General features: G+C 62.0%; 19 protein-coding genes. 10 read left to right on the top strand and 9 right to left on the bottom strand.

What is annotated here, in order from left to right:
* Positions 1 to 82: 82 nt before the first annotated feature.
* The 3 genes from MK6180000_RS16115 (at position 83) to folP (ending at position 2,766) form a co-directional block, all read left to right on the top strand.
* Positions 83 to 703 (top strand): cell wall hydrolase, encoded by a 621-nt coding sequence (locus tag MK6180000_RS16115; RefSeq protein WP_138935656.1) that lies wholly within the window; start codon positions 83 to 85, stop codon positions 701 to 703.
* A gap of 94 nt (positions 704 to 797) precedes the next feature.
* Positions 798 to 1,730: a dihydroneopterin aldolase gene (locus MK6180000_RS16110; protein WP_138935655.1), complete on the top strand. Its 933-nt coding sequence runs from the start codon at positions 798 to 800 to the stop codon at positions 1,728 to 1,730.
* A gap of 4 nt (positions 1,731 to 1,734) precedes the next feature.
* A complete protein-coding gene (folP, locus tag MK6180000_RS16105; RefSeq protein WP_138935654.1) occupies positions 1,735 to 2,766 on the top strand; it encodes a dihydropteroate synthase in 1,032 nt (343 codons plus the stop codon).
* Here the strand turns inward: folP and MK6180000_RS16100 are convergent.
* The gene (locus MK6180000_RS16100) at positions 2,744 to 3,676 is read right to left on the bottom strand and encodes a DMT family transporter (protein ID WP_138935653.1); all 933 of its coding nucleotides are present in this window, start codon (positions 3,674 to 3,676) and stop codon (positions 2,744 to 2,746) included. The two genes, folP and MK6180000_RS16100, sit on opposite strands and share 23 nt — an antisense overlap.
* An 80-nt stretch (positions 3,677 to 3,756) precedes the next feature.
* Positions 3,757 to 4,779: a ketol-acid reductoisomerase gene (ilvC, locus tag MK6180000_RS16095; protein WP_138935652.1), complete on the bottom strand. Its 1,023-nt coding sequence runs from the start codon at positions 4,777 to 4,779 to the stop codon at positions 3,757 to 3,759.
* A gap of 131 nt (positions 4,780 to 4,910) precedes the next feature.
* On the opposite strand from ilvC, the gene MK6180000_RS16090 reads away from it, so the two are divergent.
* The 3 genes from MK6180000_RS16090 to MK6180000_RS16080 all read left to right on the top strand — a co-directional run bounded on the left by MK6180000_RS16090 (position 4,911) and on the right by MK6180000_RS16080 (position 7,008).
* A complete protein-coding gene (locus MK6180000_RS16090; protein WP_138935651.1) occupies positions 4,911 to 5,366 on the top strand; it encodes an Lrp/AsnC family transcriptional regulator in 456 nt (151 codons plus the stop codon).
* On the top strand, positions 5,363 to 5,818 hold the full coding sequence (locus MK6180000_RS16085; RefSeq protein ID WP_138935650.1) for an Lrp/AsnC family transcriptional regulator: 456 nt from the start codon (positions 5,363 to 5,365) through the stop codon (positions 5,816 to 5,818). The genes MK6180000_RS16090 and MK6180000_RS16085 overlap by 4 nt, the downstream gene beginning before the upstream one ends.
* A 62-nt stretch (positions 5,819 to 5,880) precedes the next feature.
* On the top strand, positions 5,881 to 7,008 hold the full coding sequence (locus MK6180000_RS16080) for an aminotransferase class V-fold PLP-dependent enzyme (protein WP_138935649.1): 1,128 nt from the start codon (positions 5,881 to 5,883) through the stop codon (positions 7,006 to 7,008).
* 6 nt (positions 7,009 to 7,014) lie between these two features.
* Here the strand turns inward: MK6180000_RS16080 and MK6180000_RS16075 are convergent, their stop codons facing one another.
* Together MK6180000_RS16075 and MK6180000_RS16070 are read right to left on the bottom strand one after the other, a co-directional pair.
* Entirely contained in the window at positions 7,015 to 8,211 is a 1,197-nt protein-coding gene (locus MK6180000_RS16075) for a UbiH/UbiF family hydroxylase (protein ID WP_138935648.1), read from the bottom strand.
* An 80-nt stretch (positions 8,212 to 8,291) separates the two neighbouring features.
* On the bottom strand, positions 8,292 to 8,936 hold the full coding sequence (locus tag MK6180000_RS16070; RefSeq protein WP_138935647.1) for a pyrimidine 5'-nucleotidase: 645 nt from the start codon (positions 8,934 to 8,936) through the stop codon (positions 8,292 to 8,294).
* A 110-nt stretch (positions 8,937 to 9,046) separates the two neighbouring features.
* Here MK6180000_RS16070 and MK6180000_RS16065 point away from each other — a divergent pair, with 110 nt between their 5' ends.
* The gene (locus tag MK6180000_RS16065; RefSeq protein WP_138935646.1) at positions 9,047 to 9,691 is read left to right on the top strand and encodes a GntR family transcriptional regulator; all 645 of its coding nucleotides are present in this window, start codon (positions 9,047 to 9,049) and stop codon (positions 9,689 to 9,691) included.
* A gap of 41 nt (positions 9,692 to 9,732) precedes the next feature.
* Here the strand turns inward: MK6180000_RS16065 and MK6180000_RS16060 are convergent, their stop codons facing one another.
* Positions 9,733 to 11,637, bottom strand: coding sequence for a glycosyltransferase (locus tag MK6180000_RS16060; RefSeq protein WP_138935645.1), 1,905 nt, complete (start codon positions 11,635 to 11,637; stop codon positions 9,733 to 9,735).
* An 82-nt stretch (positions 11,638 to 11,719) separates the two neighbouring features.
* The gene (gene carA, locus MK6180000_RS16055) at positions 11,720 to 12,886 is read right to left on the bottom strand and encodes a glutamine-hydrolyzing carbamoyl-phosphate synthase small subunit (protein WP_138935644.1); all 1,167 of its coding nucleotides are present in this window, start codon (positions 12,884 to 12,886) and stop codon (positions 11,720 to 11,722) included.
* Between the two features lie 210 nt (positions 12,887 to 13,096).
* Here carA and MK6180000_RS16050 point away from each other — a divergent pair, with 210 nt between their 5' ends.
* Complete coding sequence (locus tag MK6180000_RS16050; RefSeq protein ID WP_138936550.1) at positions 13,097 to 13,558, top strand: GatB/YqeY domain-containing protein; 462 nt, start codon at positions 13,097 to 13,099, stop codon at positions 13,556 to 13,558.
* Positions 13,559 to 13,627: 69 nt separating this feature from the next.
* Here MK6180000_RS16050 and MK6180000_RS16045 read toward each other — a convergent pair whose 3' ends face one another.
* From MK6180000_RS16045 to MK6180000_RS16035, 3 genes are all read right to left on the bottom strand, one after another.
* On the bottom strand, positions 13,628 to 14,074 hold the full coding sequence (locus MK6180000_RS16045) for a DUF2244 domain-containing protein (protein ID WP_246040554.1): 447 nt from the start codon (positions 14,072 to 14,074) through the stop codon (positions 13,628 to 13,630).
* A gap of 148 nt (positions 14,075 to 14,222) precedes the next feature.
* On the bottom strand, positions 14,223 to 14,669 hold the full coding sequence (locus MK6180000_RS16040; RefSeq protein ID WP_138935642.1) for a GNAT family N-acetyltransferase: 447 nt from the start codon (positions 14,667 to 14,669) through the stop codon (positions 14,223 to 14,225).
* Between the two features lie 64 nt (positions 14,670 to 14,733).
* Positions 14,734 to 16,701, bottom strand: coding sequence for a protein meaA (locus tag MK6180000_RS16035; protein ID WP_138935641.1), 1,968 nt, complete (start codon positions 16,699 to 16,701; stop codon positions 14,734 to 14,736).
* Positions 16,702 to 16,969: 268 nt separating this feature from the next.
* On the opposite strand from MK6180000_RS16035, the gene MK6180000_RS16030 reads away from it, so the two are divergent.
* Entirely contained in the window at positions 16,970 to 17,764 is a 795-nt protein-coding gene (locus MK6180000_RS16030) for a bestrophin-like domain (RefSeq protein WP_138935640.1), read from the top strand.
* 58 nt (positions 17,765 to 17,822) lie between these two features.
* A complete protein-coding gene (locus tag MK6180000_RS16025) occupies positions 17,823 to 19,211 on the top strand; it encodes a 1-acyl-sn-glycerol-3-phosphate acyltransferase (RefSeq protein WP_138935639.1) in 1,389 nt (462 codons plus the stop codon).
* Positions 19,212 to 19,224: the final 13 nt, after the last annotated feature.

The raw sequence follows: 19,224 nt of genomic DNA, 5'->3' as shown, positions 1-19,224 counted from the left end.
GTGGGCTGGACCCTTGAGCCTAAAAACTATACCTCGCCGTGATCTTGGGGGGCATCGCCCCTTGTTGCTCGCAGGTTTATGTATGTTTCGCAGATCTTGTCTGATCTCTCTCGTCTTGTCGCTGGCTGCCGCCGTACCCGCAAGTGCCGATACCGCCATCGCCAAACTAATGGGCCAGGAACGGCGGGGCCTGACGGCTATGTCGCAAACCCGCGTCGCAAGCTATCTGAAGAATCCCGCCGTCACGTCGGGCTATACCCGCGAATGGCTGGACGCGCAGGCCCCCGCAAAAGGCGACGCCAATATGCGCTGCCTGTCCGAGGCGCTGTATTTCGAAGCACGCGGCGAGACGGTCAAAGGCCAATTCGCCGTCGCCGAGGTGATCCTGAACCGCGTCGATAGCCCGCGCTATCCTAATTCGATCTGCGGTGTGATCAATCAGGGCACCGGCCAGATCTATGGCTGCCAGTTCACCTATACCTGCGATGGCCGCGCCGAAGTCATCGCCGAGCCGCGCGCGTTCGAGCGTGTAAGCAAGATCGCCAGCATCATGGCGCAGGGCGCCAATCGCCCTCTGACCCACGGCGCTACGCATTATCACACCCGTGCGGTCAATCCGAACTGGGCGCGCGCCTTTCCTCGCACGGCATCAATCGGGGTTCATTACTTCTACAAACAGCCCACACGCCTCTCGCAGAACTGAGGCTAGCCCGCTTTGCGGATTTGTGCGCCGCGCGTGGCCGTGCTACTGCGCGGCGGACGCGGGTGTTCGCGGCGCATCGATCAGGGGCCATGCGATGAGTAACGAGACGACCTTGGCCTTCGGCCATCCCGACGCTCGTGCGGCGGCAACGGCGCCTGGTGCCCCTTTGGACCGGATTTCACTGCGCGATCACATCGTCGAGGTCGAAATTGGCGCCTTTCAGGCCGAGCGCGGCATCACCCAGCGTATATGTTTTAACGTTGTTGTTGAGGTGCGCCCGGTGGGGGACAATCTGGACGACGATGTCGACCGTATCCTCAGCTATGACCGTGTAACGCAAGCGATCGCTGCCGAACTGGCCGAAGAGCGCCTGAACCTGCTGGAGACATTGGCCGAGAACGTGGCCGAGCGTATTCTGGCCGAGCCGCAGGCCGTGCGGACCTTCGTGCGTATCGAAAAGCTGGATCGCGGGCCGGGCGCGCTGGGCGTTGAAATCGTCCGCTCGGTCGATGATCTGGCGACGCGGGTGGTGGGCACGCATGCCGATACCGCGCCACATCCGCACGTCGTTTTCCTTAGCAATGCGGCGGTGAAATCACCGAACCTGATTCGCTGGCTGGACCAGTTGGAAAAGCGGGCCGAGCCTGTGATTCTGTGCGTTGGCCGTGCAGAGGCGATGCCGCCCCAAACGGGCCACAAAATGACCCAGCGGCGTGTCGATCTACTTGCCATTGAGCAGAACGCGTGGGTGCTGGCAGGGCGCGATGACCGCTGCGTCGTCGTTGATACGCGGACCGAGCTGGACTGGGCCATGCGCAACGGTCGCATCAGTGTCTGGGCGCCGTCCAAAATCGTGCTGGACGCTGTCGATGGTCCAACAGTGGGGCCGGATAACCCGGTCGCGCTGGCCGCTTGGTTCTCCGCGCACATGGAGGCGTCCGACCTACTGCTGATCGACGCGGCGCCGCCGGAAAACGGCGCGCGGGTGCCTATTTTGGTGCAGGACATCGCGCAGTCGGGGCTGTGAAGTCATGAGCTATGTCTACTACCGCCCGATCGCGCAGACCGATCCCGTCCGCCCCGCAAGTGCGCTACCCCTCGCAGGCGGCTGGACATGGTTCGACCGGGCCGAGCGTATCACGCGCGAACGCGCAGGCGAAGTGGTCGCAGCAAGCGATATTCCCGGTGATGCGCTGGAGCGTCTGACCACCCCGCGCGCGCCTATCGCGGGCGTCGCATGGGATACACCGCGCCTGATGGGCATCCTGAACGTGACGCCTGACAGCTTTTCGGACGGGGGCCGCTTTATTGCGCCGGACGCCGCACTGGCGCAGGCCCGCACGATGGCGGATCAGGGCGCAGATATCATCGACGTTGGCGGCGAATCGACCCGCCCCGGTGCACTGCCCGTGGCGGAGACGGACGAGATCGCGCGCACAGCGCCTGTCATCCGCGCTATCCGCGAGGGCCTGCACGTGCCTATCTCAATCGACACGCGCAAGGCTGGTGTCGCCGTTGCGGCGGCAAACGCAGGCGCGGCGCTGGTCAATGACGTGTCCGGCTTCACCTATGACCCCGCCCTGGCGCCCTATTGTGCCGAGGCTGGTCTGCCGGTTTGCGTGATGCACGCACAGGGCGATCCGCAGACGATGCAGGATAGCCCCGTCTATGCCGACGTGACGCTGGACGTATATGACTTCCTCGCCGCCCGCATTGATGTGCTGGTGGCGCAAGGCATTCCGCGCGCGCAAATCGTGGTCGACCCCGGCATCGGCTTTGGCAAAACGCAGGCGCATAACCTGACGCTTCTTAGCCGCCTGAGCATTTTCCACGGGCTTGGTTGCCCCGTCCTTCTGGGCGCCTCTCGCAAGAAATTTATCGGCACGATCGGCGGCACACCAGACGCCGCAGACCGGATGCCCGGCTCAGTCGCTGTTGCACTGGCTGGGATCGCTCAGGGGATGCAGATTGTCCGCGTGCATGATGTGGGCGCGACGCGCGCAGCTATCGCGCTATGGCAGGCCTCGACGGGCGGGCAGGCTACGCCCCCTTGCGGCCCGTAAATAGCCGCCGTAATGCGCCCGCCTGACTAAGGACGAGGCCGATCAAAATCAGCGTTAGCGCCCAGTAGATGTTCGTCGGAAGTTCCTCGCCCAGAAACACGATGCCCAGTAGCATCGACCACAGCGGTACCTGATAATTCAGCAGGGACATAAATACTGGCCCGGCGCTGCGGATGACCTGCACGAGCAGCAACTGGGCCAAACCCGTCGGAAATGTGCCAAGGTATAGTAGCGCCAAGAGGCTGATGGTTGGCACGCTGTCTGGTATCCCTTCGACCATCAGGGCGTAGGGCACGAACAGCACCGCGCCGATTGTCAGCGCCGCCGCCGCGAGCGAGATCATATCCACGGCCGGGCAGAGCCGCGTCAGGATCGCCCCGATAGCATAGGATAGCGCAGCGATGATGCAGGCAACGCGCGCTGTCAGCTCAAACTCGGCACCCGACGCTGAGAATGCGGCAGGGCCGATCAGCACGACGACTCCGCAGGTGCCAATGATAAATCCGATAAGCCGCCGCAGGTTCATTCTGTCGCCGGGCACCAGAAAATGCGCTAGCGGCAGGATCATCAACGGCACGATCGCCATACACACCCCAGCAAAGCCGGAGGCGACGAATTGCTGGCTCCAACTGAGCAAGAAGAACGGCACCGCATTGGTGAACAGCCCCATGCCAAGGGCGAAGGCCCAGACCGTGCCGGACCCGTTGCCTCGGATGGGCGGCAACCCGGACCCGCGCGCATAGGCGATCACCAGCAAGAGCAGCGCCCCAAGGCTGAGCCGCGAGGCCACCACCAGACGCGGCCCGACACCGTCGAGCGCGAGCCTCGTAAACATGAAGGCCGCGCCGAACATAAGGCCTAGCGCGGCAAGGCGCAGCCAATTGATCGGGGCAATGGGCGTGGTGGTCATGCGCGGCGCTCCCGGGGGGGACTACGTGAAAAGGGGCACCCGGCGACCGGATGCCCCATTTTATGCCTAATCGTGGGCGATCAGTTCTTCTCTTTGTCAACCATCTTGCCTGCGGAAATCCACGGCATCATGCCGCGCAGCTTGGCACCGACTTCTTCGATCTGGTGCGCGTCGTTCATGCGGCGCGTCCCCTTAAAGAAGGGCTGGCCGACTGCATTTTCGGTCATGAAGTCGCGCACAAACTTGCCCGACTGGATGTCGTGCAGGATCGCCTTCATCTCTTTTTTCGTCTGCTCGTAGGGCAGGACGCGCGGGCCGCTGACATATTCGCCGTATTCGGCCGTGTTCGAGATCGAGTAGTTCATGTTGGCGATCCCGCCCTCATAGATCAGATCTACGATCAGCTTGACCTCGTGCAGGCACTCAAAATACGCCATTTCGGGCGCATAACCTGCCTCAACCAGCGTCTCAAATCCCATGCGGATCAGCTCGACCACACCGCCGCAGAGGACGGCTTGCTCGCCAAAGAGGTCCGTCTCGCATTCCTCGCGGAAGTTCGTCTCGATGATGCCCGAGCGTCCACCGCCGATGGCCGAGCAATAGGATAGACCCAGTTCCAGCGCCTTGCCGGATGCGTCTGTGTCGACAGCCACGAGGCAAGGAACGCCGCCGCCTTTGACGTATTCGCCGCGCACGGTGTGGCCGGGGCCCTTGGGCGCCATCATGATGACGTCGATGCCTTCTTTCGGCTCAATCAGGCCGAAATGCACGTTTAGGCCGTGGGCAAATGCGATAGCCGCGCCGTCGCGGATATTGTCGTGAACGTATTTCTTGTACGTCTCTGCCTGAAGCTCGTCGGGCATGGTGAACATGATCAGGTCGGCCCATTTGGCCGCCTCTGCGATGCCCATAACCTTCAGGCCTTCGCCCTCGGCCTTCTTGGCCGATTTGGAGCCTTCGCGCAGGGCGACGACGAGGTTCTTCGCACCCGAATCGCGCAGGTTCAACGCATGAGCGTGGCCTTGGCTTCCGTATCCGAGAATGGCCACCTTTTTGTCTTTGATCAGGTTGATGTCGCAATCGCGATCATAATAAACGCGCATGATTTGATCCCTTCCATTGAAATATTGAGGCTGAAATTAACGGATAACGGCCGAGAGGAAATGCAAAAGCAGGTTGATTGGCCTGATATTTTGAGTATTCATGCTAATAATAAGATATATGCGGGATAATCATGCTTGACGACACAGACCGGCGCATTCTACGGCACTACCAGCATGATCCGGCGCTGGGGCAGGCAGAACTTTCTGAACTGGCGGGGGTCACGGCCAATACCTGCGCCCGCCGGTTAGAGCGGATGCAGGCTCAGGGCGTGATCCTGGGCAACCGCGCTGTGATCGACTGGCGTGCGCTGGGGTACGAAGTAGAAGTCTCTCTGCGCGCGCAACTGGATAAGACCCAGCCGCGCGCCTTTGACGAATTCACTGCGGCAGCGCGTGAGGTGCCGGAGGTGATCGAAATCCAGACCTTTCTGGGCCGGGTCGATCTGCGCCTTTATGTCATCGCGCGCGATATGGCGCATTATCAGCACATTTATCGCACAGCGATCCTGCCGCTGCCGCATATCACCGATATCGAGGCGCTGATGCATATGGCGCGGATCAAGGCGGACGAGGGGCTGCCAATATGATCGAGCTGGACGAGACGGACCGCCGTATATTGCGCGAACTGGTACAGGACGCCACCCAAAGCGCCAGCGCGCTGGGCCGCAAACTGGGCCTGTCGCAGCCCGCGACATGGCGGCGGGTGAGGCGCCTGCACGATACCGGCGTGATCAAGGGCCAGCGGCTAGATCTGGACCGAGAGCTTTTAGGCTTTGGCGTAAGCGTTTTTCTGGGGGTCAAGCTGGCGACAAAGGGCCGCGTTAGCCTCGATGATTTCGAGCGGGCCGTCAGCGCCATCCCGGAGGTGCAAAGCGTCGAGCATATTTTGGGTGTTTATGATTACCGCCTGCGAGTGGTGGCACGCGATATCAGTGATTTTGAGCGTGTCCTGCGCCGCCGCATCATGACTTTGCCCGGCGTTGGCGATGTCGAGGCTAACGTCGTCCTTAGCGAGGAACGCAGACCCGGCCCTATCTAACGCGGCACTGGAATATCCCCGCGCGGCGCGGTAGCCATGACGCATAGCAAAGGAGACGCCCCATGACCGCCCTTCTCGACAATATCGATCCCGATGGCCTGCTGGAATATTCGGTGGTGTTCACCGACCGCTCGCTGAACCACATGTCTGCCAGTTTCCAGACCGTGATGCGCGACATCTCAGGTCTGCTGAAAGAGGTGTATCACGCCGACGCCGTGGCCCTGATCCCCGGTGGTGGCAGCTACGGGATGGAGGCGGTCGCGCGCCAGTTCGGCACCGATGCCCACGCCTTGATCGTGCGCAACGGGTGGTTTTCCTATCGCTGGAGCCAGATTTTCGACGCGGGCAAATTTACGTCCGAGCAGACGGTCTGCATGGCCCGCCAGACCGGCAATGGCGATACCGCGCCATATGCGCCCGCACCCATTGATGAGGTGACGGCGCGCATCCGCGAGGTCAAGCCGGATGTGGTATTCGCGCCCCATGTGGAAACGTCAGCCGGCATCATCCTGCCCGACGACTACATCACGGCCATGGCTGATGCGGCGCACGAGGTCGGCGCGCTTTTGGTGCTGGATTGCATCGCATCGGGCTGCGCATGGATCGACATGAAGGCGACGGGCGTCGATGTCCTGATATCGGCCCCGCAAAAGGGGTGGTCTGCGTCGCCCTCCACTGGCCTCGTAATGATGTCGCAGCGTGCAGTGGACCGGCTAGAGACGACAACCTCGAGTAGCTTTGCGATGGATCTGAAAAAGTGGCACCAGATCATGCAGGCCTATGAGAATGGCGGCCATGCCTATCACGCGACGATGCCCACGGATGCCCTGCGCGCCTTTCGTGATACAATCCTCGAGACCAAGGAGTACGGCTTTGAGCGGCTGCGCGAGGCGCAATGGGCGCTGGGCGATGGTGCGCGCCAGATGCTGAAAGAGCGTGGAGTTGCGTCGGTCGCCGCCGAAGGGTTTGGCGCGCCGGGCGTGGTGGTCAGCTATACGTCCGATCCCGATATCCAGAACGGCAAGAAGTTCGCCGCCGCCGGGATGCAGATCGCAGCTGGTGTGCCGTTGCAAGTCGGCGAGGGCGCAGAGTTCCGCACCTTCCGGCTGGGCCTCTTTGGCCTGGACAAGCTATATGATGTTGATGGTGCGCTGGGCCGCCTGCGTAGCGTTCTGGACAAGGTGCTGTAGGGCGCGTCAGCGCGTCCGGCCCATCCCCAGCCGCATCAACCCGCGCCGGACCGGGGCCAGCGCATGAAGCGCGTTCAGCCCAAATGCACGCGCGTCGCGCAAGGGCTGGGCGTCCATCATCGACGCGCGGTTCAGCAGGTCGATCCCCCTCATACGCAGGGCAACTTCGGTGTGGCGGGCGCGGTGGTATGCGTCCAGCATCAAAGCGTCGCCCAGCGTGTCAGGTGATTTCTCGGCCAGTTCTAGCAGCGCGTGCAGATCGGCAAGACTGGTGTTCAGCCCCTGCGCGCCGATGGGCGGCATGACATGCGCGGCCTCTGCAATCAGCGCGACGCGCTGCGTACTGTAGCGATCTGCAATCTGGCTGATGATCGGCCAGACACTGCGCCGCGTCGCCAATGTCAGCGGGCCCAGTACATGACAGCTGCGCACGCTCGCCTCAGTCTCGAAATCTGCGGTATCCAGCGCGGCAAGACGCTGCGCCTCGGTCCCGCGCTCCATCCAGACGACGGCTGAGGATGGCATTCCCTCGTGATCGGGCAGCGGAACCAGCGTGAATGGACCGCCGCTGCGATGAATTTCGGTCGAGACATTGCTGTGCGGGATCGGGTGTGTGACGGCAAAGGCGAGCGCCTTTTGCCCGTACCGGATCGTGCGCACGTCGATGCCTGCGCTGCGCCTGACAGGCGAGGTGCGGCCATCTGCTGCAATCACCAGCCGGGCGCGGACATGGCTGCCGTCGGTCAGTCGCACGCGTGCCTCCGCGTCGCGCGTCGTCAGGCCATCGGTGCCGATGCCGGGCCGAAACTCCACGTTTTTCAGGCCCTCCATATGCGCCAGCATTTCGCGGCGCAGCAGCCAGTTTGGCAGGTTCCAGCCAAAGGGCAGCTCTGACAGCTCAGACGCGTCAAAGTTTCGCGACAGGCGCGGTGCGGCGTCCACCCCCCCGGCATCAATGATGCGCATGGTCTGCAAGGGCGTGGCGTGCGGCGCGAGACGCGCCCAGAGGCCAGTGCGCTCTAGCAGCGCTTGAGCCGGTTGTAGGAACGCGGTGCTGCGCAGGTCTGCGCCGTCCGCTGCGCGTGTCGTCACTGGCACGGCAGGATCGACGCACAGCGCGGAAAACCCGGCACTGCCAAACGCACAGGCCGCGGTGAGGCCCGCAATGCCCCCACCCGAGATCAAAATATCGACCTTGTCCATCTGCGCGCCTCTTTACTGTCTGTGATTTGAACATAGCCTTGCACACACCCAAGGGCCAGCGGGCAAGAGGCCGCAGATCCCTAGACCAGCCGCGCCAGAAACCCGGCCAGATCATCGGTATGGTGGTGAATATGCGCGGCCCTGATCGGGCCCGGTGCGACATGCACGGTGCGCAGGCCCATCGCGTGCGGCTGGGCCAGATTGCGGGGATCATCCTCGAACATGGCGGCTGCGACAGCGTTCAGACCGTCGGCGGCGAATACCGTCTCGAACGCCCCACGCTCAGGCTTGGGCAGGTAGCCCGCATGTTCGACGCCGTAGATCGCATCGAAGATTCCGTTCAGCCCACGCGCCGCTGCGACACGCTCAGCATATGGCGCGGTTCCGTTGGTAAAGATAATTTTGCGCCCCGGCAGCGCGCTGATGCGCGCACGCAGGTCGGCATCGGGCGTCAGTGCGCTCATATCGATGTCATGCACCTCGATCAAATACGCCTCGGGGTCCATGCCATGCACACGCATCAGGCCTGCCAGCGTGGTCCCATGCTCTTTCCAATATTGCGTGCGCAGGCGATTCGCCTCCGGCTCGTCGACGCCCAGCGTCTCCATGACAAAGCGCGTCATCCGCACGGCGATCTGGTCGAACAACCGGACGTGGGGCGCGTAAAGGGTATTGTCCAGGTCGAACACCCAAGCACCGACATGACTGAAATCCTGCTTTGGCATGGGGCATAGGGTAGGCGAGCGAAGGCGGCTGTCAATGGATGCGCGCTTGATCGCGCCGCCTTGGGCACCTACCGTCGCGAACTAGCATGCAATAGCCGGAACTATCACTTATGAAATTGCCGCAAACAGATGCCTATTCGCTGATCCTTGGCGCGATCGATATGGGCGATTTTCGCCCTGGTGACCGCTTGGTCGAAAGCGATCTGGCCGAGAGGTTCGGCGTTTCCCGTACTCCGATCCGCGAGGCGTTGCAGCGGCTGGAGACACAATCGCTGCTAACGCGCGACGGTCGCAGCCTGATCGTGGCGTCCCTCGATCACAATCAGCGCGCCGAGCTATACGTCGTGCGTGCCGCGCTGGAGGGGCTGGCCGCCAGCCTCGCCGCGCGCCACGCCGCCCCCGAAGAGGTCGCAGTGCTGCGTGGCATGGTCGAACAGGACCGCGCGTTGATTGGGGATCCGGCCCAGATGGCGCGCGCCAACAGGCGCTTTCACAAGCAAATCCATCTGGCGTCGCATAACCGGTTTCTGGTGCAGCAGCTGGACCTCGTCCACCGCTCGATGGCGTTAATGGCCACCACGTCGCTAGCAGCTGAGGGCCGGACCGAGGTGGCACTGGCCGAGCATGACGCGATCGTGGGCGCGATCGAGGCGGGGGATGCAGAGGCGGCGCATGACGCGCTCAAGGCGCATATTTCCAAGGCATTCATGACCCGGCTTGAGCTGGAATCGGGCGAGGTAAAGTCTACGCTGTGACTATGTAGAGCGCGCGGAGCCGGGCAACGGGCGCCCTGACGTCATCCTTCAATCTTGCCCTGTACCAGCGAGTGTCCGTGGCTGGTCTTGTCCCAGTAAAACGGCGCGACGATCATCTCGTAGACCGCCTTGATCGCGGCGATGGTTCCAAGTGGCGTATATAAATGCATCGTTGGCAGCCACGGCAACAGGTGCCGATGCCCGCGTCCCGACACGCCGAGCATGTGGAACGTGATATTTAGGACCTCAATCGCCAGAAAGAGCTGGGCGAATAGCAGCATACCGCCGCGCGGCAGCACCGGATCCAGTGGGTGCGGCAGGCCAAGAAGGACCAGCCAGAACGACCAAAGAAACGGCGCCAGCATAAACTGCGACAGCGCGGTTATGAAATGCGCCTGAAATCCCCAGAATTTCCATGCGCCCAACTGCCGGTATAGCAACAGCGGGCGGCGCATGTGCACCAGATAGGTGGTCATATACCCCTTGAGCCATCGCGAGCGCTGCTTGATCCATGGCCAAGGGCGGCAATTTGCCTCTTCATGGGTGACAGTGCCGATGATTTCTGTGCGGTAGCCGTGGCGGGCCAGGCGAAAGCCAAGATCGGCATCCTCCGTCACATTATGGGCGTCCCAGCCGCCCAGTTCCTCCAGCACCTCACGCCGAAAATACAGCGTCGTGCCGCCCAGCGGTATGGCAAAACCCAGCCGCGCCATGCCCGGCAGCATCACCCGGAACCATGTTGCGTATTCGATGGTGAAACAGCGCGCCAGCCAGTTCTGGCGCGGGTTATAATAGTCCAATATGCCTTGCAGGCAGACGACCTCAGGCGGCGCTGCGGCAAAGCGGCGGGCGATCTGCGTGATCTGGTCTGGATCTGGCGCGTCTTCGGCGTCAAAGATACCCACAATATCGCCCTCGCAGAAATCCAGCGCATAGTTCATCGCGCGCGGCTTAGTTCGGGGCTGGCCGTCTGGCACGATAACGGCGCGCATCCACGCGGGCAGGTTAATCTGCGCCAACGTTTTGCGGGTCGTGTCGTCGTCTTCCTCCAGCACCAGTATGACGTCCAGCAGACATTTAGGGTAGGTCAGGCGCGTCAGTCGCGCAATCAAGGCATGTGCAATTTCCGTCTCCCGAAAGAGCGGAACGAGGATCGAAACCTTGGGCAGTTTCGCGCCCTGTGGCAGCGGCGGTTGCACCGCAACGGGCGTTCCGGCCGCGATGCGCGAGCAGACAGCCGCCATTTTAAGAGCCGCAGATATGACCAATGTAAGGGTGGCCCAGCCGGCGAATGCGCCGAAGACGGCGCCGGGATAAAGTATGCTCGCCCCGATGCAAATCGCGATGGCCGACAGGGCCAACACCAGACGCCGTGCAGGTGACGCGCTCCATGTTCGGCAGCTTTCGGCGGCAGGGGTGCGCGCCTCGGCTGCGGCTGTCAGCGCGGTGCGTGCGGCACCTGCCATCGCGGCCTGAACCTCGCGCCGGGATGCGATGATGGGGGGTGTATTTTGCAACGCTTCTGGCAGATCGTGCAGACCCCTGGTTGCCTCAATACGGTCAGCGGCGATGCGTAGTTCCCCGTCCGCCCCGCGCAGGGGCGCGATACCGCGCCGGATCAGGCTGCGCGCGTCGATGCCCGGCACCTCCTCGGCGCCAAGGCGAAGCTCATCCGCGCTGGCAAGGCGCAGACCCGCGCGCGCGGCCTGTGCGCGTAGCAGATCAGGCGCATCTACCAGCCCCTCAGCAAACAGGACGCGATCAATGGGCGCGTCGCAATGCGTCTGCACGATCTGGGCCAATTTGGCGTCTGATTGGGAAATTACGCCAGTCTGCACCAGGTTCCGGCCCAGCGCACACAGGTTGCCGCCGGGCGCTGCGCCCTGGCGCAGACTGGTCGATGCCCAAGACTGCGTGTCCAGCTGCCGCAGTTCCGAGATGCCCATTGATTACCCTTCGCCTTAAATTCCAGCGATGAGTTTCGTTCATATCGGTTAACAGAAAGTAAAGATTTTTTAGGTGAAAACCTTAGGAAACAGGGGTTTTCAACGCCATGAAGTCTGCAAATCGCTCGAAAAGGTAAAAGCTGTCCTGCGGTCCGGGGCTCGCCTCGGGGTGGTGCTGGACCGAAAATACGGGGCGATTCTTTAGCGCGATTCCGCAGTTCGATCCGTCAAAGAGCGACACATGCGTCTCCTCCACATCGTCCGGCAGGCTTTGGCCGTCGACGGCAAAGCCATGGTTCATCGACGTGATCTCGACCTTGCCAGTGGTGTAATCTTTGACCGGGTGGTTGGCGCCATGGTGGCCATGGCTCATCTTGACGGTCTTGGCGCCCAGCGCCAGCGCCAGCATCTGGTGCCCCAGACAGATACCAAAAATGGGCAGATCCGCCTTTAGCAGATCCTGAATGACCGGCACGGCATAGGCGCCTGTTGCCGCAGGATCACCTGGGCCGTTCGACAGAAATACACCGGCTGGGTTGTGCGCCAGTACATCCTCCGCGGTTGCGGTGGCGGGCAACACAGTCACGTCGCAGCCTGCCGATGCAAGACAGCGCAGGATGTTGCGCTTGGCGCCGTAGTCGATCGCGACGACCTTATGCTTGGGGTTCGTCTGCTGTGGATAGCCGTCCGGCCACGCCCAGCGCATCTCATCCCAGCGGTAGGATTGCGCGCAGGTCACGTCTTTGGCCAGATCCAGCCCCTCAAGACCGGCGAAGCCGCGTGCCTTTTCGACCAGCGCGGCGATGTCGAAATTGCCTTCAGGGTCATGCGACAATGCCACATGCGGCGCGCCCTGCTGGCGGATTGCGCGGGTCAAGCGGCGTGTGTCGACGCCGCCTATCGCAATGCGCCCGCGCTGAATCAGCCAGTCTTGCAAGGTCTGTGTGCTGCGCCAACTGCTGGGCGCTGTCGGATCCCACTTGACCACCATACCGGCGGCCACGGGATCGGCGGTTTCGTCATCTTCGGTATTTGTGCCGGTATTGCCAATATGCGGAAAGGTGAATGTCACGACCTGCCCGGCATAGCTGGGGTCGGTCATCACCTCCTGATACCCGGTCATCGCGGTGTTAAAGCACAGCTCCGCCACCACCTCGCCCGTCGCGCCGAAGCCGTGCCCGTAGAATACCGTGCCATCGGCTAGTGCAAGGCATGCGGTTGGGCGGCTCTGGGGCGCGTGCATCGTCATGGCGGCTCTCCGGGTCAGGGTATGGGTGGGGCAAAATCTGCGTGAAACTAGGGGCGGGGTCACAGCGGGTCAAGGGCGAACCGCTTGCGACTGACGCGGCGGAAGAACATGCGTCAGTTGCAAGCGCAGGCGCGATTGTATAGGTAGCGTGCTTCGCGAGAGGGCGAGTCTGCCCTTCTAGGTCGATGTAATTCGGGGAATAACATGCAAATTACACTGCGCGACCGGGTCGATGCGGCCCTCAAACAGGCGATGCGTGATCGAGATGCCGCGCGCCTTGCGACACTGCGCCTGATCAATGCCGCCATCAAGGATCAGGAAATTGCGGCCCGCGGCAAGGGCGGCGACACGCAACTGGGCGACGATGATGTGCTGGCGATTTTGGGCAAGATGACCAAGCAGCGCTACGAGTCGGTGCGCGCCTACGAGGAGGCCGGCCGTATCGATCTGGCCGAACGCGAAGAGCAGGAAGTGGCCGTGATCGCCGAATTCCTACCCCGGCAGTTGTCTGAAAAAGAGGTCAACGAAGCCGTCGAAGCCGCTATTCAGGAAACCGAGGCGACGTCGATCCGTGACATGGGCAAGATCATGGGCGTGCTGAAGGCCAAATACACTGGCCAAATGGATTTCGGCGCTGTCGGCCCCAAGATCAAGGACCGCATGACCGGGTAAGGCTTGCCTCTCCAGGGATTGGCCCGCAGTTCATCCTGGCGACAATACTCATGCTCGGCGCCTGGTTTTCTAGGCGCCGCCCCGCGCCATACGCAACGCGCCGCGCACTTCGTCAAATAGCGCCTTGCGCTCATCCTCAGACAAAAACGCGCCCAACTCAACCTCGCGGCCAGCGCCGCGCAGCGTGATGTAATACGCCACGGGACCACCGGTCGGATAAATCTGCGCCTGCGCCCAGTAGGCGTTACAATCCCACTTTTGGACTTCACCGCGCGGATTGGTGCGTGTCAGCAGCACCTCTTGCGCGTCGATCACCAGCTCCTCATGCAGACGCCCGGCTGCATAGCTGCGCTCCAGCGCCCACCACATCAGCACGACCGCCCCAGCGAGAAATGGCAGAATAACCCACAAGACCGGCGTGCCTAAAACAGCGAATAGCGGCAGAGAAATCATCAGGGAGGTCGCCAGCATGAAACCGGCAAAGCCGCGACGTGGCAGCGAGCGGTGCGGCCACATATCGAGACGCTTTGCCTCGCTACTTATCGCGGGAGGGGACCATTTATACGGCATGATATAAATGTAGCCTTGTCGGATAGATTGAAAAGCAGCGAGGCTGCGATCTTTTGCCGCTCCGCCAAGGTTTGAAGCCCGGGAACGTCGGGGGTCAGCGCGCGTATTTGATGAAAGGCGTGAGCGTGGCGATGCGGTCATAAAGACGCCGCGCTGTGGCGTTGAAATCCTGGGTCATCCAGTAGACCGAGGGGCGCCCATCTGCATCGGCAGCGGCATAAACCGCCTCGATCAGGCGGCGACCTATGCCAGTGCCCCGCGCGGAGGGGTCGGCATAGAGGTCTTGCAAATAGCAAACCTCTTCCACCTTCCAATTGTGCGGGTGATAGATGTAGTGGACGAGGCCGACAGGCTGGTTGTCTTTCAGGGCCAGCAGCGCGTTCTGATTAGGATGGTCTGCCGATAACAGGCGCGCGAACGTCGTGGTGTAGACTTCCTCTGGCACGGACGCCTCGTAATAGTCCAGATAACCGGTCCAGAGGCGTCGCCACTCGGCTTCGTCACCAGAGGTCAGCGGGCGGATGGTGATTGTATCTGGCATAATGTGCGCTCCGGCTGATTCTGCTTTGCTGGCAGTCTAGCCAAAGCCGGACGCGGCGCGAGGGTTATTCCGCAGCGACAGGGCCGGGATCGACCAGCGTGACGATGTCGCGCATAATCGTATTCAGCTCAAAATCCTTGGGGGTATAGACGCGCGCCACACCAAAGGCGCGCAGGCGTTTCGCGTCCTCCTCGGGAATGATGCCGCCGACGATAACGGGGATATGGCCCAGCCCGGCAGCATGCATCCGCGCCATCAGATCCTCGACCAGCGGGATGTGGCTGCCTGACAGGATCGACAGGCCGACCACATGCGCGCCGTCGTCCATTGCGGCGCGTACCAGCTCTTCGGGCGTCAAGCGTATGCCCTGATAGTCGATATCCATTCCACAATCGCGTGCGCGGAACGCGATCTGTTCGGCCCCGTTGGAATGGCCGTCCAGCCCCGGCTTGCCAACGAGGAATTTCAGGCGGCGCCCTAGCCGGGTAGAGGCGGCGGCGACGGCCTCGCGGATGTCATCCAGCCCTTCGGTCATGTTCGACGGGCTGGAGCTGACGCCCGTTGGCCCGCGATATTCGCCATGCACAGCGCGCATCTGCTGCGCCCACTCGCCCGTAGTGACCCCGGCGCGGGCTGCCTTGATCGAGGCAGGCATGATGTTGCGCCCGTCCGAGGCGGCGCTGCGCAGTTCGGCCAGTGCGTCGGTCACGGCGCTGGCGTCACGCGCGGCTTTCCAAGCGTTCAGCCGGGCGATCTGTTCGGCCTCGACCGCAGGATCGACGGTCATGATGCCGCCATCCTCGCTCACCAGCGGCGACGGCTCGCCGGTTGTCCACTTGTTGACGCCGACCACGGTTGTCTCGTTCCGCTCGATCCGGCCCAAACGCGCGGCATTGCTGTCTACCAGCCGCGACTTCATGTAGTCGATGGCCCCGATTGCGCCGCCCATGCCATCAAGGCTGGCCAACTCGCGCCGTGCGCCGTCCTTTAGCGTTTCGACCTTGGCATCCACCGCCGGGTTGCCGTCAAAAAGGTCGTCGAACTCCAGCAGGTCCGTCTCATACGCCAAAATCTGTTGCATCCGCATTGACCATTGCTGATCCCACGGGCGCGGCAGGCCCAACGCCTCGTTCCATGCGGGCAGCTGCACAGCGCGGGCGCGGGCGTTTTTGCTAAGGGTCACGGCCAGCATTTCGATCAGGATGCGGTAGACGTTATTTTCGGGCTGCTGTTCGGTCAGGCCAAGTGAGTTCACCTGCACGCCATAGCGAAAGCGGCGAAATTTCGGATCGTCCACGCCGTAACGCTTCAGCAGTATCTCGTCCCACAGATCAACGAAGGCGCGCATTTTGCACATCTCGGTGACGAAACGGATGCCCGCATTGACGAAGAAGCTGATTCGCCCGGCCAGCGCTGGGAAATCGGCAGCAGGGACCCGGGGACGCAGCTCGTCCAGCACGGCAATGGCGGTGGCGAGGGCAAAGGACAGCTCCTGCTCCGGTGTCGCGCCGGCCTCTTGCAGGTGATAGGAACACACGTTCATCGGGTTCCATTTTGGCACATTCGTGTAGCAGTACTCGGCCACGTCGCCGATCATCTTCAGCGACGGTTTCGGCGGACAGATATATGTGCCGCGGCTCAGGTATTCCTTGATCAGGTCGTTCTGAACTGTGCCTTGCAGGGTGCGCGGATCGACGCCCTGTTCCTCTGCCACCGCGATATAGAGCGATAGTAGCCACGGCGCCGTGGCGTTGATCGTCATCGAGGTGTTCATCTGGTCCAGCGGGATATCCGTGAACAGCTGCCGCATGTCGCCCAAGTGGCAAACCGGGACGCCGACCTTGCCAACCTCGCCGCGCGACAGGACGTGATCGCTGTCGTAACCCGTCTGCGTCGGCAGATCGAAGGCAACCGACAAGCCCGTCTGCCCCTTGGCCAAGTTCGCGCGATAAAGCGCATTTGACGCCGACGCGGTAGAGTGTCCCGCATAGGTGCGGATCAACCAAGGACGGTCTGGGGTCGGGTTGGACATTTGCGGGCCTCGCGGGATAGTAAGATTATTGCGCTCCGGCGTCACTATGCGAAAGATTGCGCTATTGTCAATTCGCTGCGTTGCGGCAATTTCGGGAAAAGGCTGCGTGCGATGATGCCCGGCGGCTCTCATATGGCGCCCACGCAAATATATCATGCGGAACGTGCTGCCGGACGCTTGGGACTGGCGGCATGGCCGTTCTTGCCTTAAGAGCCGCCCAAACGAGACACCCGAGGTGCCTGTGGCGCCAATGCCATGAGGGGCCGCAATGTCAGGACCACGCGAATTGATGTACGATATCCCATCCATCTTCATTGCTATGGGCCTCTTGGCCCTGATGCTGATTGCCATGACAATTGCATGGCTAATCGGCCGGCGCAGTCATCGCAACCAATCCGAGGAAGGACGCACTCAAACGACCGCTGTCCAAGGATCGATGCTGGGTCTGCTGGCTCTGCTCTTGGGTTTTACCTTTTCGCTGGGTCTTTCTCGGCATGACACACGCTCGTCCGCGGTGGTGGAGGAGGCGAACGCAATTGGCACCGCATGGCTGCGCACGGATTTCCTACCCGAGGAGATGCGCACGCAAGCGAAGGCCGATTTGCGCCGCTATGCCCGCCTGCGGCTAGAGGCGGCCGAGGTATCGGCAGATCAGCATCAGCGCCGCGCGCGCCTTATCGCCAATGCAGAGACGGCGTTCGCAGGTCTATGGGTCGAGGCATCGGCCTATGCCGGGTCCAAGGGCGGCCCCGCTGCCGTCAGCTATGCAGCGTCGCTGAACGATATGATTGATGCGCTGGGCACCCGCGACGCCGCGATCGAGCGGCATGTGCCAGAGATCGTGCTGTTCATGCTGTTTGGCACGTTTGTCTTGTCGGGCGCGATGCTGGGCTTTTCGTCTGGCCTTGCTGGGACGGCGCCGGCCACTCCCGTCTATCTTATGATGGCGCTTATTGTGCTATTGGTGTTCATGATCATCGACCTTGACCGGCCCCGGCGCGGTCTGATCGAAGTGGATCAAAGGGCGTTGATCGCGGTGCTGGCCGGAATGCAGCAAAAGTGACGCGCGCCGCGCCCTGCCGTACGTGTGCAGCAGGGCGCGGCCATTCAGAGGGGCGACGATGACATCCACCGTGGATATGCCCCTCTGGGCGCTGTTTCTGCTAGTTGCTTTCGCGGCGGTTACCTTTGCCTCGCACTTCCTGTTTCCATCTGTGCGCTGGTTTTTTCGCCGCCGGTTAGAGAAGGCAGTGGCCAAGCTGAACACCCGGCTGACGCGTCCAATTGAGCCGTTCAAACTGGCCCGGCGCAGCGACATGATTCAACGGCTGGTCTATGACCCGGACGTGACGCAGGCCATCGTGGCGTATGCCGCCAAAAATATGGTTCGCGAGGACGTCGCCTTTGAACAGGCGCGCCGCTATGCGCGCGAGATTATCCCCAGCTTTAGCGCGTTCGCCTATTTCAGCTTTGGCACGCGGCTTGCCAACTGGCTGGCGCAGACACTGTATGAGGTGCGGACCGGGCCGCGAAACGGTGCCATCATTGAGGGCATCGACAAGGATGCCACGATAATTTTTATCATGAACCATCGTAGTAACATGGATTACGTGCTGGTCACGACGCTCGCCGCAAAATCATCGGCGCTGTCCTATGCGGTGGGCGAATGGGCGCGCGTCTGGCCGCTGAACCGGATCATCAAGGCGATGGGCGCATACTTTATCCGCCGCCGGTCGCGCGGGGGTCTCTATCGCACGGTGCTGGCGCGGTACGTGCAGATGGCGACGACGGGCGGCGTCACGCAGGCGATCTTTCCCGAGGGTGGCCTGACCCTTACTGGCAAGCTACGGCCCGCCAAGCTGGGATTGCTGTCCTACGTGGTTGAAGGGTGGAAGCCCGGCGGGCGCGACGTGGTGTTCGTGCCAGTCGCGATCAATTACGACCGGGTGCTCGAGGATAATGTGCTGATCGCCGCCGGTACGCGCGGCGATCGTAGATTTCCCGCACGCAAAACTGCGGTAGTCCGGGCGGCAATGCGGATCGCGTGGCAGCGTATTTTGGGTCGGCTCGCCCGGTTCGGGACGGCGGCTGTCGTATTCGCTGACCCCATCCACCTTAGCGATTATGGCGACACGCCGTCGCTGGCGGATCTGGGACGCGACCTGATGGCCCGGATTGATACGATGATGCCGATGCTGTGCGTACCAATGGTGTCGCGGGCCCTGCTTCAAAGCACCTCGCCGCTGGATGACGCCGCGTTGATTGCTGAGGCGCAAGGGATGCTGAAAGCTAGGTCAGAGGCGCCGGTAATGATTGCCGATATCGCGGCAGGGGTCGCCAAGGCGTGTGAAATGTTAGCCGCACGTGATGCCATAACCGGCAGTGATGCAGGCTGGTCCATGACACCTGAGGGCGCGCCCTTGCTGCGCTACTATGCCAACTCAATTGCGCATCTGTTACCGCATGATGCTGCACCTGCATTGGAACTTTCTGCACCTGCTGGGTCATAAAGTTACAAGAATC

Source organism: Roseovarius arcticus (assembly GCF_006125015.1).
Lineage (GTDB): Bacteria > Pseudomonadota > Alphaproteobacteria > Rhodobacterales > Rhodobacteraceae > Roseovarius > Roseovarius arcticus.
This window is presented reverse-complemented; position numbering and strand designations above follow the sequence as displayed.